Raw genomic sequence first — 26,978 nt, forward strand, 5'->3', positions numbered from 1 at the left:
CTTTGTTGTAGTTAACTCCCAACACATCTTTAGCTTAATGGCTAAAGCTTAAACTGGCGGGCAGGTTAAGATAAAAGAAAAAACCACAGTTTGGGAATAGAGTGGTTCCATTCAGTAAGACTACCCTTTATTATCCCTGAACACTTCGCATTAGCAACAGGAACAGCACAGATTTCATGTACAATTCTGTCTCATTTTATATAGGGCTCCGTTATATGCGGGGTCGTGCGGTCGATAAGTTCGGTCGCTTCGTCTCATGGCTATCCGCTTTAGGGATTATGTTAGGTGTAGCGGCACTGATCACAGTGACTTCTGTCATGAATGGCTTTGAACGTTCATTGCAAGAAAGCATTCTTGCTTACATTCCACAAGCAATAGTGACATCACCTAACGGGCAATTACCCCGAGATTCAAATATAGCTGAAAGTTTACTGACGCGTGAAAGTATCATAAACGTTACCCCTTTAGTAGAAGGCGATGTTGTTTTGCAAAGTAAAGACAATATCAGTGTTGGTGTCATGCTAGGTATAGAAAAAGAGCAAGACGAACCTTTAACGCAACATATTCGTTATGGGGATGTTTCTATGCTGAAAGCGGGCGATTATGGTGTGATTTTAGGAAGTGGCATTGCTAAACAGTTAAAAGCAAAAGAGGGCGATAGTATCCGCCTTATTGTGCCAAGTGTAAGCCAATTAACGCCAATGGGAAGATTACCTAGCCAACGGTTATTTACCGTTAAAGGTATTTTCCAAAGTGGTGGTGATGCAGATGCCTCACAAATTTTAGTGAATCAGCAAGATGCAGCACGTTTAATGCGTTATCAGCCGGGTAATATTACTGGATGGCGTCTTTTCTTTTCTGATCCTCTTAATATTGAAAAATACAGTGCGCAGCCTTTAGATAAAAATCTAAGTTGGAGAGATTGGCGCGAACGTAAAGGTGAGTTTTTCCAGGCCGTTAAAATGGAAAAAAATATGATGGGATTATTATTAAGCTTAATTATCGCAGTGGCAGCTTTTAATATTATTACCTCACTTTCTTTGTTGGTTATGGAAAAGCAAGGTGAAGTTGCTATTTTGCAAACGATGGGCTTAAAACGTTCTCAGATTATGTCCATCTTTATGCTACAAGGTGCAGGTGCAGGTATTTTAGGGGCGGTAGCTGGTGGTTTGTTAGGCGCATTACTCTCAAGCCAACTGAACGTTATTATGCCAGCAGTAGGACTCATCCCTCAAGGTGTGGAATTACCCGCAACACTTGATTGGGGACGTGTCTTTATGATTGGTTTCTCCGCTATTATCATTTCCCTTTTATCCACTTTATACCCGTCTTGGCGGGCCGCGGCTATTCAGCCAGCAGAGGCGCTACGTTATGAGTAATTCTTCTTTGAATAAACAGCCAATGGCATCAGAAAAACAAATGCAAATTAACAAAGATGGCTTATTGGATTGCCACGCCCTATGTAAACAATACCAAGATGGTTCTATTTCCACACAAGTGCTGAAATCAGTCTCTTTTAAAATGGATAAGGGCGATTTTCTTGCCATCGTGGGAAGCTCAGGCTCAGGAAAAAGTACCTTATTACATTTATTGGGTGGGCTGGATTCTCCAACATCAGGTGAAGTCTTTTTTAAAGGGCAATCACTTAATAAATTATCCTCTTCTGAAAAAGCGGATCTGCGTAATAGCCAATTGGGTTTTATCTATCAATTTCATCATCTATTACCGGATTTTACAGCGCTTGAAAATGTTGCTATGCCGCTGATGATTGGTGGTACAAGCGCTTCAATGGCAAAAGAAAAAGCGATGTCTTTACTTGAAGCCGTTGGGCTAAAAGATCGCGCTCATCATCGTCCTTCAGAGCTTTCTGGTGGTGAAAGACAACGTGTTGCGATTGCAAGAGCATTAGTAAACGATCCTGCATTAGTTCTTGCTGATGAACCGACGGGTAATCTTGATCAGAAAAATGCAGAAGGAATTTTCGAATTGTTGATTAAGTTAAACAAAGAAAAACAAACTGCTTTTCTAGTCGTAACGCATGATTTGTCATTGGCGGCTCGTTTTCAGCGCCAACTTGAAATGAAAGATGGTCAACTACAGTCACAAAACGCAATTTCAGGAGTGAAATAATGGCGCAATTGCCACTTGCATTAGTGACCGCATTACGTTTTTCAAGAGGACGAAAACGTGCGGGAATGGTTTCTTTAATTTCAGTTATTTCAACACTGGGCATTATGCTTGGTGTTGCTGTCTTAATTATTGGCCTAAGTGCCATGAATGGATTTGAACGTGAATTAAAAAATCGTATTTTATCGGTGGTGCCTCACGGGCAAATTTATTCAGTAGAACAGCCATTTGTACAATGGCAATCAGCATTACCTCGTATTGAAAACACTCAAGGTGTTGTCGCGGCTGCTCCTTATATTTTACTCACTGGATTGTTAGAAAAAGGAACAGAGTTAAAGGCTGTGCAAGTTATGGGCGTTTCACCTGAAAAGCAGGGTGATATCAGCCTATTACCTCGATATGTCCAAAACAATGCATGGCAAAATTTTAAGGCTGGTAAGCAACAAATTATTATTGGTCAAGGTGTTGCTGATGCACTAAAAATCAAACAGGATGATTGGCTCACCGTATTAATTCCTAATAATGATGATCCCACAAAGCTTTTACAACCTAAACGTATTCGCTTACAAGTCAGTGGTATATTTAAACTTAGTGGTATGCTCGATCATCAATTAGCGTTAATTCCTTTAGCGGATGCCCAGCAATATATGGATTATGGGCAAGGCATTACTGGGATTGAAGTGAAAACGGTAGATCCTTTTTTCGCCAATGAAATTATTCATAATGCAGGTTTAAACAGTAAAGAATATGTTTATGCCAAAAGTTGGATAAGTGATTATGGCTATATGTATAGCGATATTCAGATGATCCGCAGCATTATGTATTTATCGATGATCTTAGTAATTGGTGTCGCTTGTTTTAATATTGTCTCAACATTAATAATGGCAGTAAGAGATAAAAGTAGTGATATTGCTATTTTACGAACATTAGGCGCACGAGATAGCCATATTCGTAATATCTTTTTATGGTACGGCTTATTATCAGGCATGATTGGCTGTGTCGCTGGTGTAATATTTGGTGTGTTAGTTGCTTATAATTTAACGCCATTAGTGTCTGTTATTGAATCATTAACGGGACATAGTGTGTTGTCTGGTGATGTTTATTTCGTTGATTTTCTACCTTCAGAAGTTCATTTAATTGACGTTTTCTCTGTATTTATTACCACTGTGATCTTAAGCCTGATTGCAAGTTGGTATCCTGCTCGTCGAGCCACTAAACTAGATCCTGCAAGAATTTTAAGTGGGCAATAAGTTTATTGACATACAAAGAAGAAAAAACGCTTAAACTAGTGAAGATAAAAAACGCGATATTTAAATTTGAAAACCAAGGATTGTAATAATGAAACTTAAACTTCGTCATCGTCGGCTTAGGAAGTTTCGTAAAATTAAGAATTTACGCAGACAACATTCACGTTGTCGCTATTTTCATCTAACCCATAAAACGGAACATGAAATGAATTTACCCAAAGTTGTCGTATTAACAGGGGCTGGCATTTCGGCTGAATCAGGAATTAAAACATTCCGATCAGAAGATGGATTGTGGGAAGAGCATCGCGTTGAAGATGTTGCAACACCTGAAGGTTATCAACGCAATCCCCAATTGGTTCAGCAGTTTTACAATGAACGTCGTCGCCAATTGCAACAACCCTCTATTCAACCCAATGAAGCGCATTATGCATTAGCGAAACTAGAGCAACGCTTAGGCAAAGAGAATTTTTTACTGGTGACTCAAAATATTGATAATCTGCATGAAAAGGCAGGTAGTAAACATATTTTGCATATGCATGGCGAATTACTAAAAGTACGTTGCCCTCAATCTCGCCAAGTATTTGAATGGGAAGGGGACTTAGAAACAACAGATCGTTGCCATTGTTGTCAATTCCCATCACCATTACGCCCTCATATTGTCTGGTTTGGTGAAATGCCAATCGGCATGGAAGAGATTTATCGCGCTTTGGCTGAGGCTGATATTTTTATCTCTATCGGTACATCTGGAAATGTTTATCCAGCAGCGGGTTTTGTCCATGAAGCTCGGTTAACAGGCGCTCATACTGTTGAGTTAAATCTTGAACCCAGTTTGGTTGAAAGTCAGTTTGAAGAGAAACATTATGGTCCTGCGAGTCAGGTAGTTGATGAATATGTTCATAAATTGTTTGAATTAATTAATGATCCTAAAGCTGATTTGACGCAATAATTATTTTATAGAGTTCCCTATTATTGTTCTTAGAGAGATCTTAGGGGGCAAAATGGATAAATTATTAGAACGTTTTTTTGAATATATTAATTTTGATACACAATCAAAACCATCTTCAAAAATGTCACCAAGCAGTGATGGACAATTAAAACTAGCCAAGGCATTGGCTCAAGAATTAAAAAAACTGGGCTTTTCTGATGTAACGCTCAGTGATAAAGGATGTGTAATGGCGAGTTTACCATCCAATGTATCTTGGCCAGTGCCAGTTATTGGCTTTATTTCGCATCTTGACACAGCGCCGGATTTTTCTGGTAAGCATGTAAAACCACAAGTGCTTGAAGATTATCGTGGCGGTGATATTGCTTTAGGTATTGGTGATGAAGTGTTATCACCAGTAATGTTCCCAATCTTACATTCAATGATTGGTAAAACATTAATTACGACGGATGGCAAAACATTACTGGGTGCGGACGATAAAGCGGGTATTGCTGAAATTATTACTGCGATGGTGCGCTTAAAAGAAACAAATCGACCTCACGGGGATATTCGAATTGCTTTCACTCCTGATGAAGAAATTGGGCGTGGTGCGCATTATGTCGATTTAAAAGCATTTGGCGCAAGCTGGGCTTATACCGTTGATGGTGGTGGTGTTGGCGAACTGGAATATGAAAACTTCAACGCTGCATCCGTAAATATCAAAATCGTAGGTAACAATGTTCACCCAGGCAGTGCAAAAGGGGTGATGGTTAACGCATTAGGATTAGCAACGCGCATTCATCAAGAATTACCAGTTGATGAAACACCAGAAAATACCGACGGTTATGAAGGTTTTTACCATCTGCAAAGTATCAAAGGTTCGGTAGAAAGAGCGGAAATGCATTATATTATCCGTGATTTTAACCGTAACTTATTTGAAAAACGCAAACAGAATATGATTGCGATTGCAGAGAGAGTGGGTAAAGGCTTACATCCTGATTGCTATATTGAGCTAACAATTGATGATAGCTATTACAATATGCATGATAAAGTTGTTCAATTCCCACACATCATTGAAATAGCCAAACAAGCAATGATTGATTGTGATATTGAGCCAAATATCAAGCCTATTCGTGGTGGTACAGACGGTGCTCAACTTTCTTATCGCGGATTACCTTGCCCTAATATTTTTACCGGCGGTTATAATTTCCATGGTAAGCATGAATTTATCTCTTTAGAAGGTATGGAAGCAGCGGTGAGTGTGATTATGCGTATCGCTGAAATTACAGCTGAAAGAGAAAAGGCTAAAGTGATTAATTAATTGCTTATTGAGCTTCGAAGATAAAAATAATAGCCGATATTTCGGCTATTATTTTTTAGTTATATTTTTTAGCTACATTGTTAGCTCAGATGACTTATTTACGCTCTTTATAATCTTGCTCAACAGAAGATTTCCAATCTTCACTTAACTCTTTACCCTCAATTTTAGACTGAACGGCTTTATTAACCGATTCATAGGCATTTCCATAGCCTTTAGCATCTTGAATATATTGAGTTGAGTTAGATGATTTAATACCAATACTTTCCGCTGCACTTATCGCATCAAAATTGGCACCTAGAAAGATAAACTCCCAACCTTTTTCTTTTTCTGCTGAAGTAATTAATGATTTTACTTTTTCTAGCGAATATTCACGGCTACTATTTTCTTCGCCATCAGTGATGATCACCATCATGACATTTTTATAAGGTGAATTTGGTTTATTCCCTTCAGTGATCGCATTCCCCACCGCATCTAATAATGCAGTATTACCTGATGCAAAATAATCGTTAGCAGTTAGATCTTCTATCTTATTAATATCAATGCGGTTATGTAATTTTTTAGCCTTACTATCAAATAAGATAGTGGTGATATAGACTTTTTCTGGGCGATTTTTGTTTTCAGCTAAAATGGTATTGAATCCGCCAATAGTATCTTTTTCATACCCTTGCATTGAACCACTTTTATCTAACACAAAAATGATATCCGTTTGTGCTGGTGGTGCTTTCATACTTGCTATTTCTACTGTTTCTGCAAATACCATGGTCGGTAAAATAAAAGCAGCAATTAAAACAATAAACTTTTTCATAGACGACTCCATTGTCGAAAAAAGAAGTAAAGCAGTAAAAATCTAATTTTATCTTAGGGGGAATTGATAAAATAAAATAGGAGAAATGACTGAAAAATAGACAATGCATTAATGAGTAAACGTACTTAATTAAAAATAGAATGATTTTGTAATGATGGGCTTACATATTATTTAATATTAAACTTTTAATATAGACTTAATATTAATAACTCTTTGATAAATTGATTTTGTTGAATATGTCTTATAATCACAGTGAGGTGAATAAATATAATATAAGGATATTGAATGGAAACCATAACAGGAGAAGCATTAAAACCTGTAACAGGAGAAGCATTAAAACCTGTAATAGAAGAGCAATTAAGTTCTCATAAAAAGGAAGTGATTAAAAAATCTGATCGACAGTCATTTATTATTATTTTGAGCTATTTTTTAATAACTTATTTAATCTCACTTTCTCTTTATGCAACAAATAGTAAGCATACGTTATTGCTTTTTTTCTTACAGAGTACATTTTTTGTTGCTATTCCTTTTCTCTTTCGTAATACAAGAGTACTTTTAAAAGAAGCAATAAATTATTTAATTCGTTAAATTTTAAAATAAGAAATATTTAAAATATCTAATAATAAAAAAGCCCTGTAATTAATATCTCAGGGCTTTATAACTTATTATTGAAAATTAGCAATAATTAATCTTCAAAATACCAATAACCTTGATTAACTAACTGAGTTAATAAACGCACAAATTTCGGATCAGCTAATGCATCGCCTAAGTGTTGTTTATCAATGTAATCATATTGGCAAAGTGCATCCACCGCTTCTATATGATCAGTATCCATCAATTGGCCATTTACAAAACAGTTATCGCCAACACGTAACGCACGAAGGCCATTTAAACGATGAAGTTGCTCACCTTGTTGCAGTAAATCGTGAATTTCTGCATTTTCATATAAAGGCTCTGGAACTGCGAGATCAAGTTCATGGCGAGATTGAGAAATAAATTCACCAAACCAATGACGAAATACTTCTGGCTGAGCAAGTAAATCTTCCATCATGTCATGAAGTTTATTTAACTCTTGATGTTGCACTAATGCTGGGTTTTCACGCGGTGTTAGATCTGGGTCGCTATAACGATAACTACCTAAATCATTTGCTAACACATAGTCAGCGAAACCACTGAAAAGTTCACGAGCATTAGGCGCTCTGAATCCGACAGAGTAGTTTAGCGATTCTTCAATCGCATAGCCTTCATGTGGGAATCCAGGTGGGATATAAAGAATATCACCCGGTTCTAATTCTTCATCAATAATTGCTTCAAAAGGATCAACTTGCAGCAGATCAGGGTGAGGGCAGTGTTGTTTCATTGGGATTTTTTCACCCACACGCCAGCGACGACGACCTTGTCCCTGAATAATAAAGACATCATATTGATCGAGATGTGGGCCTACACCACCACCGGGAACAGAATAAGAGATCATTAAATCATCAATACGCCAATCGGGTAACACACGAAATGGCTTCATTAATGCCGCACTAGGAAAATGCCAGTGATCGACGGCTTGTACAAGTAAAGACCAATCTTTGTCACCAAGTCCTTCAAAGTGCTCAAAAGGCCCGTGTTTGACTCCCCACTGTCCGTCTTGACAGCTAACAAGACGGCTATCTACTTCATCTTCCATTGCAAGACCAGCAAGTTCGTCAGGAGATAAAGGATCAACAAAACGAGAGAAGCCGTTTTTAATTAATAAAGGGCGTTTTTGCCAATGGCTTTCAAGGAATGATTGCCAATCTAAATTAAGTTTATAGTCCATTGTGTATATCCTGAATTCGGGAAGCCTGAAGCCATAGTATAATGAATTCTAACTTCCTGCTAAACATTCCTTTGAGCAATGTGAGTAATAGCGAGTAACACGATAATAACTGAACAGATATCATACATAACGCCGTATATTTGGCGGTAATGAAAAAAAAGAAAGAAGTTTCTTATCAATTATGATTATTCACGCTCATTGGTAAGTTGCTGCTCAGCAAAGGTGACAGTGATACGAGCGCCACCTAAAGGACTATCGGTAATAGTAATTTCACCACTGTATTGTTCAATAATATCTACCGCGATAGATAAGCCTAAACCTTGCCCCGGACGCAGCGTGTCTGCTCTAGTTCCTCGCTGGAAAATAGCCTCTCTTTTTTCAGGGCTGACACCCGGACCATCATCATCGACAATAATTATTACGCTGTTTTCATTATTGCTAACATTGATTTCAACGAATTCTAAGCAGTATTTACAGGCGTTATCCAGAATATTGCCCATCACTTCCATAAAGTCATTTTTCTCACCTAACCACATGATTTCAGGTGAAACATTGAGTGTTAAATCAACACCTTTTGACTGATAAACTTTACTTAATGCACTACAAAGATTATCAAGTAATCCTGACAGTGAATGAAGTTTTCGCGTGGTAATATCGTGATCACCATGAATGGATGCGCGGTGTAGGTAATAACCCACTTGTTGTGAAATTCGTTCAATTTGGTCGAGCATAATAGGTTCAGCTTGCTCTATCGTCATCTGCTTACCTGATCGTAAAGAGCGCAATGTTGATTGCAATACGGCAAGTGGCGTTTTTAAGCTGTGGGTAAGATCAGATAAACTGGTGCGATATTTACTGTAACGACTGCGTTCATTACGCAATAACACATTTAAATTTCGGACTAAACCTTTTAACTCTGTTGGCGGGTTTTCATCCAAATCATTGCGAGTGCCTTTTTCTAATGCGCTGATTTGTTCAATAACTTGTTTTATGGGTCTTAAACTCCAATGTGCAGCCAACCAAATTAAGGGTACAACTAAAAATAGATTCGCAAGAATGATATATAAGAACCAGTCCCAAACTTGACTGACTTTTTGCATACGCTGAGGAATAGGATCGATAACTGCGATTGCCATATAAGGCATATTATCAGCTGCAGGATAATGATTAATCACAACAGAGTGAGTTAAAAACTCATTACTAGAATATTCGTCAAGGCGTTTGAGATAAACACGATATTGCGGTAACTGCTTTAACATTAAACGTGTTGTTTTGACATCAACAGCGATTTCAAATAAGCCTTCTTCATGGCGCCATTTATGTTTAATGCTATCAGGAATAGCTTTCGGCAAGTCGGGGGGCGTCCATAATACACTGCCTTTACCATCAAAAATAACCACCAGCGAGGTATTGTTATTATTAAGATTTGTTGGAAACTCAATATTCAGCTTGCTCTTATCCCACTGCGCTAAGCTGTAGTAAAGATTACTTTGACTACGCATCAACATAAAAGTGGTTTTATCCACACTGACAATCGAACCAACGATGGCAACTAACCCATAAGAGAGTGTAAGTGCCAAAATAATGGCACTCGTTGCAAGTAAAAAACGAGTTCGTAATGAGAGTGGAGAGCGCTGTTTTTTTTGCATATTAAGGTTTCATATCAAAACGGTAGCCTTGTCCGCGTACTGTAACCACTACGTCATCAGGGTATTTTTCTAAGATTTTTTTACGTAGTCTGCCCATCAGTACATCAATAGTGTGACTCTCTTTTAATTCAGCATCTGGATATAACTGACGCATTAATGCATCTTTACTAACAACTTTATTTTGATTGCGCATCAATGTTTCTAAAATTGTATATTCAAATGCGGTTAACTTAATCTGTTCTCCTGAAATCATGAACTCTTTACGTGACAAATCCAATTCAAAAGGTTCAATAGCAAGAGTTTGCGATGCAATTCCCATGTTTCTTCGCATTAATGCCTGAATGCGTGCAACAATTTCCTCAAAATGAAAGGGCTTTGTCACATAGTCATCAGCACCTGCATTTAATGCTGAGACTTTTTCTTGCCAACTTTCACGCGCCGTTAAGACCATTATGGGTAGGGTAATATTATTTTCTCGCCATCTACGAATAAGGCTAATGCCATCTTCATCTGGCAATCCTAAATCCACAATGGCAACATCAGGTGTACCTTCTGCTATAAAACTATCTGCTTCTTTGGCATCTTCTGCTGCATCAACCTGATGTCCAGCATCACGAAATTGCACAGACAAGTGATGGCGAAGTAAGATATTATCTTCAATAATTAAGATCCGCATTATTCCACCTTGAGTACAATCAGCAAAGTTCACTGTTGTAAAATAAATGTAGGAAATGATAGTCAAACTATCATATAAAATATGGGCTTATCATAGACAATCTATCGCTTAAAAAACACTGTATCCAGCAAAGTGTTTAAGTTATAGATAGTTTTCTCTGTGTTTTGGTTATAAAAAAAGGCAGAAATTATCTGCCTTTTTAGAGAGGTAAATTAGTTTAATTTATCAACAAGTTGAGTTGCGAAACCAATATAGCTTTCAGGTTTCATTGCTTTTAAGCGTATTTTTTCATCTTCTGGTAGTTCTAAACCATCAATGAAAACGGCCATATCTTGTTCTGTGATGCGTTTACCACGAGTAAGCTCTTTTAGCTTTTCGTAAGGCTTTTCAATGCCATAACGACGCATTACAGTTTGAATCGGCTCTGCTAACACTTCCCAGTTGCAGTCTAATTCTTCACGAAGATGATTTTCATTCACTTCAAGCTTATTAAGGCCTTTCATGGTTGATTGATAAGCAATCAGTGCATAACCGATACCAACACCTAAATTACGCAGTACTGTTGAGTCTGTTAAATCACGTTGCCAGCGAGAAACAGGCAACTTGCTAGAAAGATGTCCCATAACGGCATTTGCTAACCCTAAGTTCCCTTCAGAGTTTTCAAAATCAATTGGGTTTACTTTGTGAGGCATGGTTGATGAGCCAATTTCACCCGCAATCGTTTTTTGTTTAAAGTGATTCAGTGCAACGTAACCCCAAATATCACGGTCGAAATCGATCAAGATAGTATTGAAACGGCTAATACAATCAAAAAGCTCCGCAATATAATCGTGTGGTTCAATTTGAGTTGTGTACGGGTTCCATGTAATGCCCAGTGAAGTGACAAATTCTTCACTAAATTGATGCCAATTTACTTCAGGATACGCAGCTAAGTGAGCATTGTAGTTACCTACTGCACCGTTGATTTTACCTAAGATCTCAACTTGTGTTAGTTGACGATATTGGCGTTCCATACGGTAGGCAACGTTAGCAAACTCTTTACCAATTGTAGACGGTGTTGCTGGTTGACCATGAGTACGAGAAAGCAATGGTAAATCACGGTATTCTTGAGCCATTTTACTAATGGTATCAATAATTTCACGCCATGCAGGTAATAAGATCTCTTGGCGTGCTGTTTCCAGCATAATGGCATGAGACAGGTTATTAATATCTTCAGAAGTACAAGCAAAATGGATAAATTCAGAAACTTGATGTAAAGCAGGGATGGTCGCCACTTTTTCTTTTAAGAAATATTCTACGGCTTTTACATCATGGTTAGTGGTGCGTTCGATAGTTTTAATACGTGCTGCATCTTCTTCATTGAAGTTAGCAACAATCGCATCAAGGTAATCGTTTGCGTTTTTTTCAAAGGCTGGAACTTCTTTAATGTCGGCGCAAGATGCCAGCTTTTGCAGCCAGCGAACTTCTACCTGTACACGGAATTTCAGAAGACCGAATTCACTAAAAATAGAACGTAACGACGAAGTTTTACTACCGTAACGACCGTCAATCGGTGAAATCGCTGTCAGCGAAGATAATTCCATTGTTGGCAACTCCCAGGTTGAATTTAAAGTATTAACATTGAGCGAGAAAATCATCAGCTTGTCGCAGAATAGTCTTTTGATGCAGTAAAAAATCAAAACGACGACCACCTACTTGACGCCAGAGCACAGCACTACGAATACCAGTTAATAATAACGCTCTAACTTTAGCTTGAATAATAGGGTTCTTTAACAGATCTATTGCGCCGTGAACCTGAATGCGAGGGCCAACAGGGCTAACTGCATCAACATAAACGCCCGCAAGTGCATTAAATACACCTTCAGACATAGGTTCGAAATAACTTTTTTGGCGCTCTAATTGAGAAATTTTTTGCGATAAATGAGCGCTGTAATCATCATTTCGATTGATAAGACGCTCTAGATTGATTAAGCCTTGCTGATAAGTCATCAATTCAAGCGTTAGCTTTTCTCTTCTTACCGCCTGATGAATGGCTTTCAGTGTTTGAAAGCCTAATTTTAAGTGGCTGATTTGATTGCCATAAACATCTAGTGTTGAAGTTGGGTTGAGATTAAAAACACTGTTAACCATTACTTCAACATCGTTCTCGTTTGCACTACCTTGGTAAGCAATTTGCTGAACGAGGCGACTTGCTTGGCAGATACCTGCCAATGCAAGTGTTATATCACGAAAATCTTTAGCCACATCTACTCCTGAATACGTGTTTCAATGATCCCGCCACCTAAACAGACTTCGTCTTGATAAAAGACGGCTGATTGTCCCGGGGTTACAGCAGCAACAGGATAATCAAAGCGGACTTCAATTTTATCTTCACCTAGAGGTGTTACTGTACACGCAATATCAGGTTGGCGATATCGTGTTTTAACAGTACAGCGGAAAGCTTCAGTTATAGGTTCTCTTGATACCCAGTGTAACTGCTGAGCAATTAGACCAATAGACATTAATCTTGGATGTTCATGACCTTGAGCGACAACAAGAATGTTGTTTTCAACATCTTTATCAACCACATACCAAGGATCTTCTCCGCCATCTTTAGTACCACCAATACCTAAACCTTTACGCTGACCTAATGTGTGATACATCAAACCTTGGTGTTCACCAATAGTTTCACCATCAACAGTCACGATAGCACCGGGTTTTGCAGGCAAATAGCGCGATAAAAAATCGGTAAATTTACGTTCGCCGATAAAACAAATACCTGTTGAATCTTTTTTCTTTGCTGTTGCTAAATCAAGCTTTTCAGCAATTTTTCTGACTTCAGGTTTTTCCATTTCGCCAACAGGGAAAAGGCTTTGTGCAATTTGCTCATGACTTAATGTGTATAAGAAATAGCTTTGGTCTTTGTTATTATCAACACCGCGAAGTAATTGACTTTTACCATCAATATCACGACGACGAACGTAGTGACCTGTTGCAATGTAATCAGCACCTAAATCTTCAGCTGCATATTCTAAAAATGCTTTAAATTTTATTTCTTTATTGCACAGAATATCTGGGTTTGGGGTGCGACCAGCTTTATATTCGGATAAAAAGTGTTCAAAAACATTATCCCAATATTCAGCAGCAAAATTGATGGTATAAAGCTCAATACCAAGTTTATCGCACACCGCTTGCGCATCGGCAAGATCGGTAGAGGCTGAGCAATATTCTGTATCGTCGTCTTCTTCCCAGTTCTTCATAAACAGACCAACGACCTGATATCCCTGTTCCTTAAGAAGATAGGCTGAGACGGATGAATCTACGCCACCGGACATTCCTACGATGACTTTTTTTTGGCTGTTATCTGACATGACTGGATCTCACTGCGGAAAAATAAGCGCCATACTTTACCATATCACTGACACAGGTGCATCAAGTCTTACTCTGTTTTTGATGCTTTGTTTTTTCCTTTTTTATTATTTAGTTAAAGGGGGTTCCAAAGCTACTCAAGATAGAGAGGGGATAGCGTTCACCTTGTTGATAACATAACAGGCTTTCCCTCACCAGTGGGGAGCGTAGTTGCTGGCTATGAATAATTTCATCAGCACTAACCCAGTGACAACAATTAATATCGCTATCTTGAGGCTGCGTTTCAAATTGCTCTTGCGCCTCAATAAGAAAAAGGAAACGTAGGAAAGGGGTTTTATCTGGCGCAATCCATTGATGTAATTTAAGAAAGTGTTGAACAGGGAGTGTTAACCCTGTTTCTTCCCATAATTCACGCTGAACAGCCTGAATAAGTGTTTCATTGGCTTCTAGGTGCCCAGCAGGTTGATTCCATGTTGCTTTTCCATTGACCGTTTCTTCAACAACAAGAAATTTATTTTTTGCATGAACGATACACGCGACAGTCACATGAGGTTTAAACAAAATCAATCTCCTTCCATTCACCGGGTAATAAGTTATCCAATGTAATATTTCCCATACTAAAGCGGATCAAACGCAATGTTGGATAACCGATATGGGCGGTCATTCGTCTCACTTGACGGTTTTTACCTTCAAATAACGTTATTTTTAACCAAGTTGTCGGGATAGTTTGACGTTCTCTAATTGGAGGGTTTCTCTCCCATAGCCATCCTGGCTGTTCAACTATTTCGACTTGTGCAGGTAAAGTTTTGCCATCTTTAAGCTCTAATCCATCTCTAAATTGTTGTAATGAGACAGTGTTTGGAACGCCTTCAACCTGAGCATAGTAGATTTTTCCTGTTTTTTTACCCGGCTGTGTTAATTTTGCTTGTAGCTTCCCATCATTTGTTAAGACTAAAAGTCCTTCACTGTCTCTATCTAAACGTCCTGCTGCATAAATATCACGGATAGGAATAAAATCTTTTAGTGTTTTTCTGCCATTCTCATCCGTAAATTGCACAAGAACATCGAAGGGCTTGTTGAAGATAACGACTTTACGCTCACCTCTTGGGCGCACTGGTTTTCTTTGTGCTGATGGAGTGTGGTGTTTTCTCGATTTAGCGCTATTTTTAAGTTGATTTGCCATAGTTAATTTTTGTAAAAAATGGGAGATTGATTATACCTTAAAAGAGAAGCGATTGGCGTTAGCTGAATAATCAAGTAGTATTGACAGGTCTCTTACAAAAAATTAACAAAGCGTGCGCTTACATGAAAGGAGAGGTAAATGGAAAGCAAAGTAGTTGTTCCGGCTAATGGCGCTAAAATTACACTAGATGCTAAAGGTAAGCTTGTTGTTCCAAATAATCCGGTTATCCCTTATATCGAAGGGGACGGTATCGGTATCGATGTCACGCCAGCAATGTTAAAAGTTGTTGATGCAGCAGTTGAGAAAGCTTACGGCAAAGAACGTAAGATTGAGTGGATGGAAGTCTACACCGGCGAAAAATCAACGCAGGTTTATGGTAAAGATGTTTGGCTACCAGAAGAAACCTTAGATCTTATCCGTGAATATCGTGTTTCTATTAAAGGTCCTCTTACTACCCCAGTTGGTGGTGGTATCCGTTCATTAAACGTTGCATTACGCCAACAACTAGACCTCTATATTTGCCTACGTCCAGTACGTTATTACAAAGGCACTCCAAGCCCAGTTAAACAACCTGAACTAACTGATATGGTTATCTTCCGTGAAAACTCAGAAGATATCTATGCTGGTATTGAGTGGAAAGCGGGCTCTGCAGAGGCAGATAAAGTTATTAAATTCCTACAAAATGAAATGGGTGTAACCAAAATTCGCTTCCCACAAGATTGCGGTATTGGTATCAAACCTTGCTCAGAAGAAGGAACTAAGCGTTTAGTTCGTGCTGCAATTGAATACGCTATCGATAACGATCGTGATTCAGTTACATTGGTACACAAAGGTAATATTATGAAATTTACCGAAGGTGCCTTTAAAGACTGGGGTTATGAGTTAGCACGCGAAGAATTCGGTGGTGAATTATTAGATGGCGGTCCTTGGGTTAAAATCAAGAATCCAAAATCAGGTAAAGAGATCATCGTTAAAGACGTTATCGCAGATGCATTCTTGCAACAAATCCTGTTACGCCCAGCAGAGTATGATGTAATCGCATGTATGAACCTAAATGGTGACTATATTTCTGATGCATTAGCGGCTCAAGTTGGTGGTATCGGTATTGCACCGGGTGCAAATATTGGTGATGAGTGCGCTTTATTTGAAGCAACACACGGTACAGCACCAAAATATGCAGGTCAGGATAAAGTTAACCCAGGCTCTATCATTCTTTCCGCGGAGATGATGTTACGCCACATGGGTTGGACAGAAGCGGCTGACTTAATCATTAAAGGTATGGAAGGCGCGATTGCCGCTAAGACCGTAACTTATGATTTCGAGCGTCAGTTAGAAGGCGCTAAATTGCTGAAATGTAGCGAGTTTGGTGACGCGATTATCAAACACATGTAATTGTTGATTTGATAAATAGTTAACGGGAGCTTATTAGTTCCCGTTTATTTTTTGTACTATAAAATTCTTCCCCAAAATATCCCCAAAACTCTTCCCCAAAACTGTTCAATTAAACAGCAATAATTTGCCATTCTTTGCCTCTATCGTCGTGGTATTTATCGGTCATATTTTGTGTTTTATGCCCCAATAATTTTTGTGTATTAATTCCTTGTTCTCGATAAAGTCGCTCAGATAAAGATCGTTGTTCATGGAAAGTAGGTGCCGTACCTTTTTCCCAAGTTAACCCACATTTATCTCGCGCTTTTTTAAACGTTGTGGTTAATGTATTTGGTGTGACTTGCTCGCCTCGTTTTGCTTGTGCGGTGGTATGCCGATAATGCACGAGATATTTACTCACAACCGCGTCACGACATTGAGCAACAACATCCCTTAAGGAGAGATTGATAGCCTCACATTTTAGCGAGAGAGGGATGGCTAACTTACTGCCCGTTTTCTCTTGCTGTATATGTAACATATCATCCCAAATATCAGAGAATTTCATTTTACAGATATCACCGATCCGCTGACCTGTGGTTAAAGCCAGCAACATGCCACATTGCAGGTAAGGAGGGTGATTCTTGGCTTGCTGATAAATAGTGCGCCATTCTTCCAATATCATGCGTTCTCTTTTCACTCTATTCCGTGGTTGTTTCGTTGCTTTTGCGGGATTGTAGCCAGGCGGAACATAGCCAGCATGTTGAGCTTCCTTAAATACATCAATAAGCACCATGCGAACGACCTGAGCCATTCTTGAATGTCCTAATACTTTGACGGAATCTATTATTTCAGCAATATCTAATGCGGTTATCTCTTTTAATATTTTCGTACCACAATACTGACGGAATAAATTAATAGGCTTCATTTTTTGTCGATAAGAATTAATTTTTAATTCACCGATATCTAATCTTTCTTTTTGAATATCTAAATATTTATCTATCCATATATCGACAGATATTTCAGACTTATTTGTCTTAATTTTTGATAACCGTTCATTAATACTTAATAACTGTCGAGTATGTTGTTCAGCAATAATTGTATTGGCTTGAATGGCAGTTTCTCTCGCTTCTTGTTCGTCAGTGCCTAAGCTATGAAATGTACCAGTGATGGGATGTTTATATTGCCAATAAATTTTGCCGTTACGTTTATCTAGCTTTCGATATAAATTAGGGATAATAATTTTATGGGTTCGTGGTCGGGCAGCCATCTGTAATTATCCTCTTAAGTCGTTCCGTTGATTTAGTAGGAATTTGAGGGAGAGACAGATAGCCCACATAACGAGCTTCTCTATCAACCATCCACTTGCGTCCAACTTTCATTGCAGGTGGTGCAATAAGGTTATTCTTTGCGTATTTTTGTAATACCGTTATGCAAGGAGAGGCATCTCCAAATTCCAACCTTGCCCACGCTTCAAGAGTTACCATTCTTGACATATTTTCTCTCCATACTGCCGTATACAGTTTAAATAGACGTTAATTATGCTGGTGGTATTTATTTAAACTTTTTAGAACTGTTTATTTAGCTCCCTTTACTTAATTCATTAAATCTACGTAAAAATAAAACTTTGGCTTGTAGTGGGGTTAATGGATTAACAATAAAATCACTAGTAGGAATACCTTCAAGCATTAGCCAATTACTACCCACATCAATTTCTAAATCTCGTTTTTCAGTTGCTAACATCATTAAGTCGGCTAAATGCACGGCGTCTGATATAACGGGTGGCAAGTTATATTTTTGACGAATAACAGCATCAATGCTTTTTTCTATCTCCTTATATTCAGGTAATAGCTTTTTAAGCGGTGATGGCAGATCTTTTACATAAGCTTCACTGGCATCATGAAGTAAGGCTTCTAAAGCATATTCAGGTGCAACTAAATAGCTGACATATACCGAGTGTTGAGCAACAGAATAGAAATTATCAATTTGACCATTAAAGCGACATTCATTAGCAAGGCCACTGGCAATATCTTGAATATCTATATCTTCGATCCGTACATCGAGATAATAGAAGTGCTTATTCGTTGCAGTTGCAATATAAGACATTATTCTCTCCACATAATTTAAGTAATAAAGATCCCTCTCGAATTAATCGAGATTAAATTTCCCTGATATTGATTAATGGTAAATTTAAATAAAAACTTATTTTTTATGTTTCAATTATTGAACTTGATTATTGCTTACCTCAAGTTGTAGCGGTTTCTGCTGTTTCCCAACAGACAGAAACTATTTATCTTCACATGAAAATTTTTATTAAGGTGTTTTTACACACATAATTGAATTAGATATTAATCATAATGTAACTCATCCTACACCGTACACTTAAAATGTAGGATAACCAACATTGATGTGTCAAGTGTTTTTGTAGGAAATCTTACATCGGTATGTGATGGTAATAAAAAATCCTCCGAAGAGGATCCTTTTATCAATGAGATAGGAAATTATGGTAAATGAGCTATTTTGGCATCCACAACAACACCCACAATTTTACAATTTCCATTGATTGGTATTAAGCGGTATTGAGGGTTTAATGGTTTTAAGTAATGGTTGCCTGCATCCACAATGTACTGCTTAAATGTAACTTCATTTTCAGATTCTAATTTAGCGACAACTAGCTTGCCACTAACAACCTCTACTGCGGGATCTACTAATATAATCATCCCTTCAGGAATACTTAGTCCAGAAGGAGAGGTCATAGAATCTCCTTTTACTTCTAGCCAAAATGATTCTTCGGAACAATGCACAGTTGTCTCATACCATGTATCGATTGATTTTCTATGATATGGCTCTACGGCCTCAGACCAATTCCCAGCGCTTACCCAGCTAATTAAAGGGTATTCACCACTAGATCTATTAAATTTTAAAAACGAAACATTAGAAATAGGATCTTCTTTTCCATCAACAAGCCAAATAGGGCTTGTTTCAAGAGCACTCGCTAATGCTTGAAGATTAGCGCCATTGGGTTGATAGTCACCTTTTTCCCAACCAGTAACAGTCACACGATTGACTCCAGCTTTTTTGGCTAGAGCCTGCTGTGTCATTTTCAGCTCAAGGCGTCTTTGTTTAATTCGTTCGCTCATTTCTTTCATGTAGGAAAGCCTACCACATTCCAAATGTAAGAATCTTGACATTTAAATGTAAGATATCCTACATTATATGCGTGTGAATTATTCACTTACCAAAGGATTACAAATGAAGAAAAAAGATGTAATCACGTTTTTTGGTGGTACGTGTAAAACAGCAAAAGCCCTCGGTATTAAACATCCTTCGGTGTGTGGTTGGGGATATATCATTCCTAAAGTAAGGGCGTATGAAATAGAAAAAATCACCAAGGGAAAACTTAAATATAACCCTGAACTTTATAGAAAAAATACCAAAACAGCATAAGGCAATTAACTACCAATAAAAGATAGAGCAGGTAGATATGAGCAAACATTCAATTAAAGAAGTTATTAAAGAAATGTGCAAAGCACTGCCGGGTGGACGTTCTGCTATGGCTGGGGCTTTAGGTATGTCACTCGATACGTTTAATAACAAGTTATACGAAAAAAATGGCTGTCGTTTCTTTGATATTGATGAACAAGAAGCCATGGAAGATATTTCGGGCACTAAGTTGCTGGTGGAATATCACCTAGAACGTCATGGCATGAGTGCATTGCCAAAAATAGAAGCGGAAAAGATAGATCAAGTAGAGCTATTTGATATGCGAATGACATTGGCTGCTATGCAAGGATCACTCGCCGTTTTAATTCAAGAAAGCCTTGTTGATGGCGTTTTAACGGATGAAGAAATAGGGCGTATTTATCGAAAAGCAGGGAAAGTTTTTGCGTATGCAATTGGGTTCTTGGATTCACTGAAAGTGTTATACGGTGAAAAACAGGAAGCGACTAAGAAAGGGTGAAGCCAAAGGTATACGGCCTCTGGCTTCGGTTGCCAATTTCAATGATGTGAAGAGAAATAAGCATGAGTAGATTAGCGCATCTAATACCTAAAAAGCAATTGCGCTGTTTACCCTTAACTAAAGAGGGAATATTTCGCTATGTAGAAAGCATACCGAGTGACAATCGATCACACAACTACCGAAAAAATATCGATTTGGTAGATAAGAGGACACTGAAAAAGTCATGGGCTGATTTCTATTTCTTGAGTGGAGGAAAATGCAATGCGAAATGAAGATCCCAATCGTCTTGATCGCTATTACAGAAACCCTCGAGGGCTCCTTGTTCATGTCATTCGTTATGATCGAGAAAAACAGCGCGTTATTTTTATGATTGATGGTTGTGAATACGAACAATGCAAGCCGGTTCAAAGATTTAAAGAGAGATATACCCGAGTTAAGTGAGGCCTCTTATGAGTGTTAAATTATCTAGTTATGTTTGGGATGGTTGCGCCCATGCAGGTTTAAAACTCACATCAGTCGCTATCATGGCAAGATTAGCTGATTTTTCTAATGATGAAGGTATTTGTTGGCCTTCTGTTGTGACGATTGCTCGTCAAATTGGTGCGGGTGAAAGCACGGTGCGCACAGCAATAAAGCAGTTAGAAAAAGAAGGGTGGTTAACCAGCGAAAAGCGTAGAAAAGGCAATCGCAACGCAAGCAATATTTATCAGCTGAATGTAGAGAAACTATACCAATCAGCCAAGAAAGCACTTTCTCAACCAACAAAATCTGACGTGTCAAAACCTGACGCATCAGGATCTGACCCATCAAAATTTGTTGCATCAAATTCTGTTCCTTCAGAATCGAGCAAAAATAGGGATTTTGAACCGCCAGCTCCTGATGGCGATCCATCAGTAACTTCAAAATATGATCCATCAATAAATCATTCTTCGTCGCAGAATTCTGACGCATCCAGCGACCAGCCAAAAATGGATTTTTTAACTCGTTATCCTGAAGCTGTGATTTACAGCGCCAATTTTCAAAAATGGGGCTCTGCTGACGATTTGAAATGTGCTAAATGGCTATTCAGCCGTAAATGCGAAGTGTTTCAAGAGATGGGATTAAAAACGCCTAAAGAGCCTAATTTCACTGATTGGGCTAATGATATTCGCTTAATGACAACGATTGATGGGCATACTCACAAAGAAATTTGCCAGTTTTATAAACGAATTACGCAAGATGATTTTTGGAAAAAGAATGTTCAGTGTCCTCGTACACTCAGGGCTCAATGGGATGATTTAACCTTACGTTTGGCGGGTAAGAAAAAAACCACAATCGACTCCGTAGAGCGTGATGAAACATTCCGGCTTATCTGGGGTACAGGTTGGAAACCTAAAAATAAAATCCAAGAATTAGCCGCTATTCAGGCTAAGAAAAATGGTCTAGGCCGAATGAATGAGGTTGCAGGTTTAGCTGCGTGGCGAGGTATTTGGCAACAAGTCGCAGAACAAGTTGCTCAGGAAGTTTTGCTATAAACGAGAGTGGAGAAAAATAACATGAATGGACTAATTGTTATTGATGGTGTTCAAATTCGTCGAGATACCGCAGGGCGTTATTGTTTAAATGATCTTCATCGAGTCTCAGGTGGTGAAAAACGGCATCAACCATCGAATTGGAGTGCCTTGACTCAAACTAAAGAGTTGGTTGATGAAATTTCAACCGCTCCTGAGATCACAGGAGCGGTTCCCATAGTGACCATTGTTGGTGGGCTTAACCAAGGAACATATGTTTGCAAAGAATTAGTGTATGCCTATGCAATGTGGATAAGCCCATCATTTCATTTAAAAGTGATCCGTACTTTTGATGCATTGATAACACAGCAACACGACGAAAAGTTAGCCGATAAAGTTCAAGCTGGGGTTATATTGCTTGAATCGATGGCAAAGAGCCTGAATTTCTCAAACTCTTCAAAATTAGGGGCGTATCAAAAATTACAAGCCATGGCAGGCTTACCCGAATTAGCCCCTGTGTATGCGATTGATGCACCAAGCGGATCAATGGATGGTTCAAGTCGTCCAACAGTAGCTTTATCAACACTGATTAGAAAACATCAATTACCTATTTCAGCCCAGCAAGCTTATAAACGATTAGCCGATCTCGGCATTGTTGAACGTTTATCTCGGCCAAGTACGAAAACTGCCAACAAAGTGAAAGAGTTCTGGTCCGTGACTGCTCGGGGCTGTCAGTTTGGGAAGAACATGACCAGTCCTAATAATCCTCGTGAAACCCAACCCCATTTCTTTGAAAGTAAAACGGATGAATTGATCCGTATGGTGATGCTGAATAAGCAGGTGAGTGCATGAAATTACTATTAACCCCCTATATTCAGCCCGATCTTGGTGTTGTTTTATTGAAGCCTGAAGCGGAGTTGCTTCAGCAACTTAAACAACATTCTCGTGTGATTATTAGTGATGTGCCAAAAAGTTTAGATAAATGGCCTTCTGGAGCATTAACAGGGAACGAACAGCCATTATTGAATAACAAGGATATTATTGGCTTTTTGAATAATGAAAAGGTGAGCCAAGCTATGGGTGGGCTGGCATCGATGAATATGTGGATAGGTAGAAATATTCATTGCTGCCAAATTAACGATGAGCATGACAGTTATCATCATCATGAATTAACAACCACATGGCATAAAGACGGTGTGATACGAACCTGTTGGTATCATGATAATCATATTCGTAATTCATCAGCTGAGTGGGTTGCTGAGTTGGCTCGTAAAAATCGTATTGCTTGGATGATAGATACTGTTCGCAGTCATTTGAGATTAGATGATAGCCATTCGCTGACGACACCTGATTTTTTTGCTTTTGCCGTGATGCATAAACTGGTTAATGAATTACCTGATGCCATATTGCGCCGTATCCTAAATTGGCCTGATAAACCTAAAGATCGCAGGGTGCATGGCGGTTTTCCTGAAGCTGATATTGTTCCAAATGAAGTGACAGCACTATCAGCAATGAATGCGCGTTTAGATACCATAAACCCCGTTATTAATGTGACTGTCGATCCTGAACCTCCAGCCTCATTTCTTCTTAAACCTAAAATGCGTCGTTGGGAGAATTCCCAGTGGCTTCAATGGGTAAAAACACAGCCTTGTTGTGTTTGCGGACAACAAGCTGATGATCCACATCATATCATTGGCCATGGTATGGGAGGCATGGGAACGAAAGCTCATGACTTATTCACTATTCCATTATGTCGGCAACATCATGATGAGTTGCATCGTGATCCGAAATTGTGGGAAGCCACTTATGGCAACCAAATCGAATTGTTATTTTCTTTTTTAAATCGTTCATTAGGAATGGGGGCATTGGTTTAACGTGTATACGGCACGGGGAGTCTAAGTATGAGAGATATGCAGGAAGTTTTATCACGTTGGGGAGCGTGGTCAGCTAATGAGGGAAATAGTATCGATTACTCATCAATTGCAGCAGGCTTTAAAGGATTAATTCCAAGCTCAAGACGAAGCCGAGAGCAATGTTCTGATGATGATGGCTTAAAAATAAATAAAGCGGTATTACATTTAAAGGTAAATAATAGTTACTTGTTTCAGTTAGTTATTATGTACTATGTGAAGAATTATCCTTTGCGTTCAATGGCTTCAAAACTTGGTATTTCGCATAATGAAGTGGCTAAGCGATTGCAGACAGCGGAAGGATTTATTGAGGGATGTCTATCGGTTGATAACGTAAAATTAGACATGGATAAAATAATTAGAAAACACCATATTTATAGTCTTGCGTAATTACAAAACACAATATATTGTGTTAATAATGGTTTTGATGTTACAGCCCTTATCTATTAAAAACCTCGTGAGTATAGCGGGGTTGTGTTTTTTATAGGTCTACTTAAGCTGATTTATAGTTAAAAAATAAAGTTTGCTATCTGAATTTTTCTATGGCTTAATAGCGTCACTGGTTTGGAAGTACAGACCTATTTATGTTAGTAAGTTTAAAGTTGTTCCCGTTTAGCGTTATCCTCGATACCTCTTCATTGTGAATTCCTTCTAATTAATTCCCATAAGTAAAAATACAAAACAAACCGCCTATGCCTTATGGCAAATTAAATAAATTAAAGGAAATTCTATGTCTAATACAATGACTGGTACAGTAAAATGGTTCGATGAAGGTAAAGGTTTTGGTTTTATTACTCCAGCTGATGGCAGCAAAGATGTCTTCGTACATTTCTCTGCAATCCAAAGTGATAGCTTCAAAACATTAGCGGAAGGCCAACAAGTTTCATTCACCATGGAAAATGGTATGAAAGGCCCAGCAGCAGGCAACGTGGTGGCTCTCTAAAGGCGCTATTACTATTCGCCTCTATTTTAAATGCCCTTGTTGTAGTGGTTCACAATATAGAACATCACAATTTGATGTCACAGTGAACAATCCACACGGCGCAAAATGTATCTTTTGTAAAAGTGTGATGACAGCACAAATGAGTTAAGCATTAAATAGTTGAATATACAAAACCTCGCTTCGGCGGGGTTTTTTGCTATCTATTACTAAGCCAAAATTGCTCATTTCTAAGTTGAGAATTCAACATAAAAATCATAATATGGCTAAAGATTTTCTAATTTGAACTTTAGCTAAAAGATAAATATATGCAGCCAATTCATAAATCAGAAGAATTAATGAAATCACTTCAAGAGAGAATTTCAAATGAAGAGGTATCTAATGACTTTGAATTAATGCAAATTCTTAAGGAAATAGAGAAATATAGTAGTGGGTTAGAAAAAAACCATTTAAAAGCGTTGGCATATAGTCTGAATAACGACATTGATAAAGCGTCTCATTATTTCGAATTATCTTTACAAGTCAGCAATATAGATTACGCTAGAAATTATTTGGCCGTTATTAATCAACGAGCTTCTAATATCAAATATATGCATTTACTTCATCGTTTTGCAGATGAGTATGAGTCACCTACATTCTCTTATTTAGCATACCAATCATGTCTTTATATTGCTGATCTGAGTAAAGCCGAAAAATTTATGGCTAAAGTTATTAAACTATCAGATGAAGATAAAAGAAATGGATATTTAAATGAATTTAAGAATGCTAGGCATGCATTAATGAAATATCTCAAGTTGTCAGGTCTAGAAGAAAAAAACTTAATGACTTTGGCAAACTTGATTATTGCCATTCTGGATGAGTGGAATATCCAAATAGTAGCTATAAATTATACCAATACATCAGCTTATGATGAACAATCTAATTTATTTATGATGACGGCTGAATGTGATGATGTAGAAGTATTATCTGATATGAATATCGAGTTAGCGTATAGATTGACTGAGTACGATGAATTCATAGGTAAGAATTTTAGTGTATTTATTGGTGGTGTTGATGATGTATCTAAGTTAAAGGAACGACTAAAGTGGCTATAACATGTCTAGACATACTTGAATTTTCGAAAGGTTGCATAGAAATAGAAAATGAAGTTGGATATCGAAATGCAATATCTAGATCCTACTATGCAGCATATCATTGTATTTATCCAATGATGATGCATGGCCCACAAGATAGCCATCAAGGATTGATAGATTACTTAGCTCGGTCAGACAGTGCTGAAAGAGAAAAGTATAATAAAAAAGACTTGCTTGCTCTACATTATGCTTTGAAAAATATGAAAGGAATGAGAGTAATAGCTGATTATCATTTAACTTGTGACGGAATGAACAAGATTAATGCAAAGGCAAATATAGCTACAAGTGAAAAAACGATCAATAAAATGCTTGAAATGAAGTCTAATAAAACTCAAATTTAATGCAAATGAGTTAAGTTAACCAGATCCCAAACCTCGCTTCGGCGGGGTTTTTTGCTATCTACAATCCCATGTTGGTTAAAGATAAAAAATTTAGATTTTGGGCCTTGAAAAATTTTTGCTCGTTCATATTTATATTTTGGGTAAATAAGATACCGCCCATAATTCACTAAATACTGAAGGAGGAGTTATATGCCTAACATTAAACCTTTTTCATTATTCCCAACATTATCTGACAACTTACTTTCAAACCGTTTTGATCAGATAGATCGCCTGTTTAGTCAGTTAACAGGCAGTAAACCCATTGCATCACCTGTACAGACTTATAACCTGAAACAGATTGATGATAACCATTATGAACTGACGGTGAGTGTGCCTGGATATCAAGAAAATGACTTATCGGTTTCATTGAAAGGAAGTCGTTTATTGATTGAAGGGAAAAAAGAAGAAAAATCAGAAGAAGACAATGATAAATGGATCCACCGAGGCATATCTCAAGGGCAATTTACATTGCAATTTGACCTCGGTAAAAATGTTAAAATAGAAAAAGCCGATTTATCAAGTGGACTTCTGACTATTGCTATTGAGTATGAATTACCGGAAGAAGAGAAACGACAAACAATAGCGATAGAAAATAAAGATAAAAGCTAATTGAGTTAGATAATGTGAATAAGATTAAGGCTACGCATAATGTGTAGCCTTAATTGTTTTTGTGAGGGGGGCTAAATTGTATTAGCTCAGACTTGAGGCTCATAG

At 38.0% G+C, this 26,978-nt stretch carries 32 protein-coding genes; 19 read left to right on the forward strand and 13 right to left on the reverse strand.

All coding sequences use genetic code 11. The annotated features are described in order from the left end of the window. Positions 1-176: 176 nt before the first annotated feature. The 5 genes from lolC to pepT all read left to right on the forward strand — a co-directional run bounded on the left by lolC (position 177) and on the right by pepT (position 5,617). Positions 177-1,379 (forward strand): lipoprotein-releasing ABC transporter permease subunit LolC, encoded by a 1,203-nt coding sequence (lolC, locus tag ABN236_RS02340; RefSeq protein ID WP_349473295.1) that lies wholly within the window; start codon positions 177-179, stop codon positions 1,377-1,379. A 40-nt stretch (positions 1,380-1,419) separates the two neighbouring features. Further along, positions 1,420-2,130 (forward strand): lipoprotein-releasing ABC transporter ATP-binding protein LolD, encoded by a 711-nt coding sequence (gene lolD, locus ABN236_RS02345; protein WP_202611132.1) that lies wholly within the window; start codon positions 1,420-1,422, stop codon positions 2,128-2,130. Further along, positions 2,130-3,377, forward strand: a complete 1,248-nt coding sequence (lolE, locus tag ABN236_RS02350) for a lipoprotein-releasing ABC transporter permease subunit LolE (protein WP_349473296.1) — start codon at positions 2,130-2,132, stop codon at positions 3,375-3,377. The genes lolD and lolE overlap by 1 nt, the downstream gene beginning before the upstream one ends. A gap of 88 nt (positions 3,378-3,465) precedes the next feature. Next, complete coding sequence (cobB, locus tag ABN236_RS02355) at positions 3,466-4,320, forward strand: Sir2 family NAD+-dependent deacetylase (RefSeq protein ID WP_349473297.1); 855 nt, start codon at positions 3,466-3,468, stop codon at positions 4,318-4,320. A gap of 52 nt (positions 4,321-4,372) precedes the next feature. Then, entirely contained in the window at positions 4,373-5,617 is a 1,245-nt protein-coding gene (pepT, locus tag ABN236_RS02360) for a peptidase T (RefSeq protein WP_088493174.1), read from the forward strand. Between the two features lie 94 nt (positions 5,618-5,711). Here pepT and ABN236_RS02365 read toward each other — a convergent pair whose 3' ends face one another. Further along, entirely contained in the window at positions 5,712-6,434 is a 723-nt protein-coding gene (locus tag ABN236_RS02365; RefSeq protein WP_265331820.1) for a vWA domain-containing protein, read from the reverse strand. Positions 6,435-6,707: 273 nt separating this feature from the next. Here ABN236_RS02365 and ABN236_RS02370 point away from each other — a divergent pair, with 273 nt between their 5' ends. Then, positions 6,708-7,010 carry a hypothetical protein gene (locus ABN236_RS02370; RefSeq protein WP_349473298.1) on the forward strand — a complete coding sequence of 101 codons (303 nt, stop codon included), beginning with the start codon at positions 6,708-6,710 and terminating at the stop codon, positions 7,008-7,010. A gap of 97 nt (positions 7,011-7,107) precedes the next feature. Here ABN236_RS02370 and ABN236_RS02375 read toward each other — a convergent pair whose 3' ends face one another. The 8 genes from ABN236_RS02375 to rluE all read right to left on the reverse strand — a co-directional run bounded on the left by ABN236_RS02375 (position 7,108) and on the right by rluE (position 15,085). After that, positions 7,108-8,229, reverse strand: coding sequence for a ribosomal protein uL16 3-hydroxylase (locus tag ABN236_RS02375; protein ID WP_088493168.1), 1,122 nt, complete (start codon positions 8,227-8,229; stop codon positions 7,108-7,110). Between the two features lie 185 nt (positions 8,230-8,414). Further along, positions 8,415-9,878, reverse strand: a complete 1,464-nt coding sequence (gene phoQ / locus ABN236_RS02380; protein WP_349473299.1) for a two-component system sensor histidine kinase PhoQ — start codon at positions 9,876-9,878, stop codon at positions 8,415-8,417. Position 9,879: 1 nt separating this feature from the next. Then, complete coding sequence (phoP, locus tag ABN236_RS02385) at positions 9,880-10,554, reverse strand: two-component system response regulator PhoP (protein ID WP_075672656.1); 675 nt, start codon at positions 10,552-10,554, stop codon at positions 9,880-9,882. A 212-nt stretch (positions 10,555-10,766) separates the two neighbouring features. Beyond that, positions 10,767-12,137: an adenylosuccinate lyase gene (gene purB, locus ABN236_RS02390; RefSeq protein ID WP_349473300.1), complete on the reverse strand. Its 1,371-nt coding sequence runs from the start codon at positions 12,135-12,137 to the stop codon at positions 10,767-10,769. 31 nt (positions 12,138-12,168) lie between these two features. Further along, positions 12,169-12,798 (reverse strand): high frequency lysogenization protein HflD, encoded by a 630-nt coding sequence (hflD, locus tag ABN236_RS02395; RefSeq protein WP_194952256.1) that lies wholly within the window; start codon positions 12,796-12,798, stop codon positions 12,169-12,171. 2 nt (positions 12,799-12,800) lie between these two features. Then, positions 12,801-13,904: a tRNA 2-thiouridine(34) synthase MnmA gene (gene mnmA / locus ABN236_RS02400; protein ID WP_349473301.1), complete on the reverse strand. Its 1,104-nt coding sequence runs from the start codon at positions 13,902-13,904 to the stop codon at positions 12,801-12,803. A 109-nt stretch (positions 13,905-14,013) separates the two neighbouring features. After that, complete coding sequence (locus ABN236_RS02405; RefSeq protein ID WP_311755215.1) at positions 14,014-14,463, reverse strand: NUDIX hydrolase; 450 nt, start codon at positions 14,461-14,463, stop codon at positions 14,014-14,016. Further along, positions 14,456-15,085: a 23S rRNA pseudouridine(2457) synthase RluE gene (rluE, locus tag ABN236_RS02410; RefSeq protein ID WP_349473302.1), complete on the reverse strand. Its 630-nt coding sequence runs from the start codon at positions 15,083-15,085 to the stop codon at positions 14,456-14,458. Before rluE ends, ABN236_RS02405 begins: the two co-directional genes overlap by 8 nt. A gap of 138 nt (positions 15,086-15,223) precedes the next feature. Here rluE and icd point away from each other — a divergent pair, with 138 nt between their 5' ends. Continuing rightward, complete coding sequence (gene icd / locus ABN236_RS02415) at positions 15,224-16,477, forward strand: NADP-dependent isocitrate dehydrogenase (RefSeq protein WP_006537208.1); 1,254 nt, start codon at positions 15,224-15,226, stop codon at positions 16,475-16,477. A gap of 109 nt (positions 16,478-16,586) precedes the next feature. On the opposite strand, the gene ABN236_RS02420 is transcribed toward icd, so the two are convergent. The 4 genes from ABN236_RS02420 to ABN236_RS02435 form a co-directional block, all read right to left on the reverse strand. Then, entirely contained in the window at positions 16,587-17,720 is a 1,134-nt protein-coding gene (locus ABN236_RS02420; RefSeq protein ID WP_349473303.1) for a site-specific integrase, read from the reverse strand. Then, entirely contained in the window at positions 17,695-17,946 is a 252-nt protein-coding gene (locus ABN236_RS02425) for an excisionase (protein ID WP_109850540.1), read from the reverse strand. Before ABN236_RS02425 ends, ABN236_RS02420 begins: the two co-directional genes overlap by 26 nt. A gap of 85 nt (positions 17,947-18,031) precedes the next feature. Beyond that, the gene (locus ABN236_RS02430) at positions 18,032-18,556 is read right to left on the reverse strand and encodes an HD family hydrolase (RefSeq protein ID WP_349473304.1); all 525 of its coding nucleotides are present in this window, start codon (positions 18,554-18,556) and stop codon (positions 18,032-18,034) included. Between the two features lie 395 nt (positions 18,557-18,951). Beyond that, entirely contained in the window at positions 18,952-19,590 is a 639-nt protein-coding gene (locus tag ABN236_RS02435) for a LexA family protein (protein WP_373274641.1), read from the reverse strand. A gap of 112 nt (positions 19,591-19,702) precedes the next feature. On the opposite strand from ABN236_RS02435, the gene ABN236_RS02440 reads away from it, so the two are divergent. From ABN236_RS02440 to ABN236_RS02495, 12 genes are all read left to right on the forward strand, one after another. Continuing rightward, positions 19,703-19,897: a Cro/CI family transcriptional regulator gene (locus ABN236_RS02440; protein ID WP_049217157.1), complete on the forward strand. Its 195-nt coding sequence runs from the start codon at positions 19,703-19,705 to the stop codon at positions 19,895-19,897. Between the two features lie 37 nt (positions 19,898-19,934). Beyond that, positions 19,935-20,411: a YmfL family putative regulatory protein gene (locus ABN236_RS02445; protein ID WP_036976726.1), complete on the forward strand. Its 477-nt coding sequence runs from the start codon at positions 19,935-19,937 to the stop codon at positions 20,409-20,411. A 261-nt stretch (positions 20,412-20,672) separates the two neighbouring features. Beyond that, on the forward strand, positions 20,673-20,852 hold the full coding sequence (locus tag ABN236_RS02450; RefSeq protein WP_349473305.1) for a DUF4222 domain-containing protein: 180 nt from the start codon (positions 20,673-20,675) through the stop codon (positions 20,850-20,852). Between the two features lie 8 nt (positions 20,853-20,860). Continuing rightward, entirely contained in the window at positions 20,861-21,925 is a 1,065-nt protein-coding gene (locus tag ABN236_RS02455) for a phage replication protein O (RefSeq protein ID WP_349473306.1), read from the forward strand. Positions 21,926-21,946: 21 nt separating this feature from the next. After that, positions 21,947-22,753 (forward strand): KilA-N domain-containing protein, encoded by an 807-nt coding sequence (locus ABN236_RS02460; protein ID WP_349473307.1) that lies wholly within the window; start codon positions 21,947-21,949, stop codon positions 22,751-22,753. Next, the gene (locus ABN236_RS02465) at positions 22,750-23,775 is read left to right on the forward strand and encodes a DUF968 domain-containing protein (RefSeq protein ID WP_349473308.1); all 1,026 of its coding nucleotides are present in this window, start codon (positions 22,750-22,752) and stop codon (positions 23,773-23,775) included. The genes ABN236_RS02460 and ABN236_RS02465 overlap by 4 nt, the downstream gene beginning before the upstream one ends. Before the next feature lie 27 nt (positions 23,776-23,802). After that, positions 23,803-24,201, forward strand: coding sequence for an antiterminator Q family protein (locus tag ABN236_RS02470; RefSeq protein ID WP_049219743.1), 399 nt, complete (start codon positions 23,803-23,805; stop codon positions 24,199-24,201). Positions 24,202-24,541: 340 nt separating this feature from the next. Continuing rightward, on the forward strand, positions 24,542-24,754 hold the full coding sequence (gene cspE / locus ABN236_RS02475) for a transcription antiterminator/RNA stability regulator CspE (protein WP_004244726.1): 213 nt from the start codon (positions 24,542-24,544) through the stop codon (positions 24,752-24,754). Between the two features lie 7 nt (positions 24,755-24,761). Next, positions 24,762-24,902: a cold shock small protein YmcF gene (gene ymcF, locus ABN236_RS02480; protein ID WP_418312483.1), complete on the forward strand. Its 141-nt coding sequence runs from the start codon at positions 24,762-24,764 to the stop codon at positions 24,900-24,902. A gap of 157 nt (positions 24,903-25,059) precedes the next feature. Beyond that, a complete protein-coding gene (locus ABN236_RS02485) occupies positions 25,060-25,845 on the forward strand; it encodes a hypothetical protein (RefSeq protein WP_115370360.1) in 786 nt (261 codons plus the stop codon). Then, positions 25,836-26,225 carry a hypothetical protein gene (locus ABN236_RS02490; protein ID WP_099659640.1) on the forward strand — a complete coding sequence of 130 codons (390 nt, stop codon included), beginning with the start codon at positions 25,836-25,838 and terminating at the stop codon, positions 26,223-26,225. The genes ABN236_RS02485 and ABN236_RS02490 overlap by 10 nt, the downstream gene beginning before the upstream one ends. Before the next feature lie 189 nt (positions 26,226-26,414). Next, entirely contained in the window at positions 26,415-26,873 is a 459-nt protein-coding gene (locus tag ABN236_RS02495; protein WP_072070436.1) for an Hsp20 family protein, read from the forward strand. The last annotated feature ends 105 nt before the right edge of the window (positions 26,874-26,978 follow it).

It is taken from the genome of Proteus sp. fly-1013 (assembly GCF_040140245.1).
Taxonomy (GTDB): Bacteria; Pseudomonadota; Gammaproteobacteria; order Enterobacterales; family Enterobacteriaceae; genus Proteus; species Proteus mirabilis_B.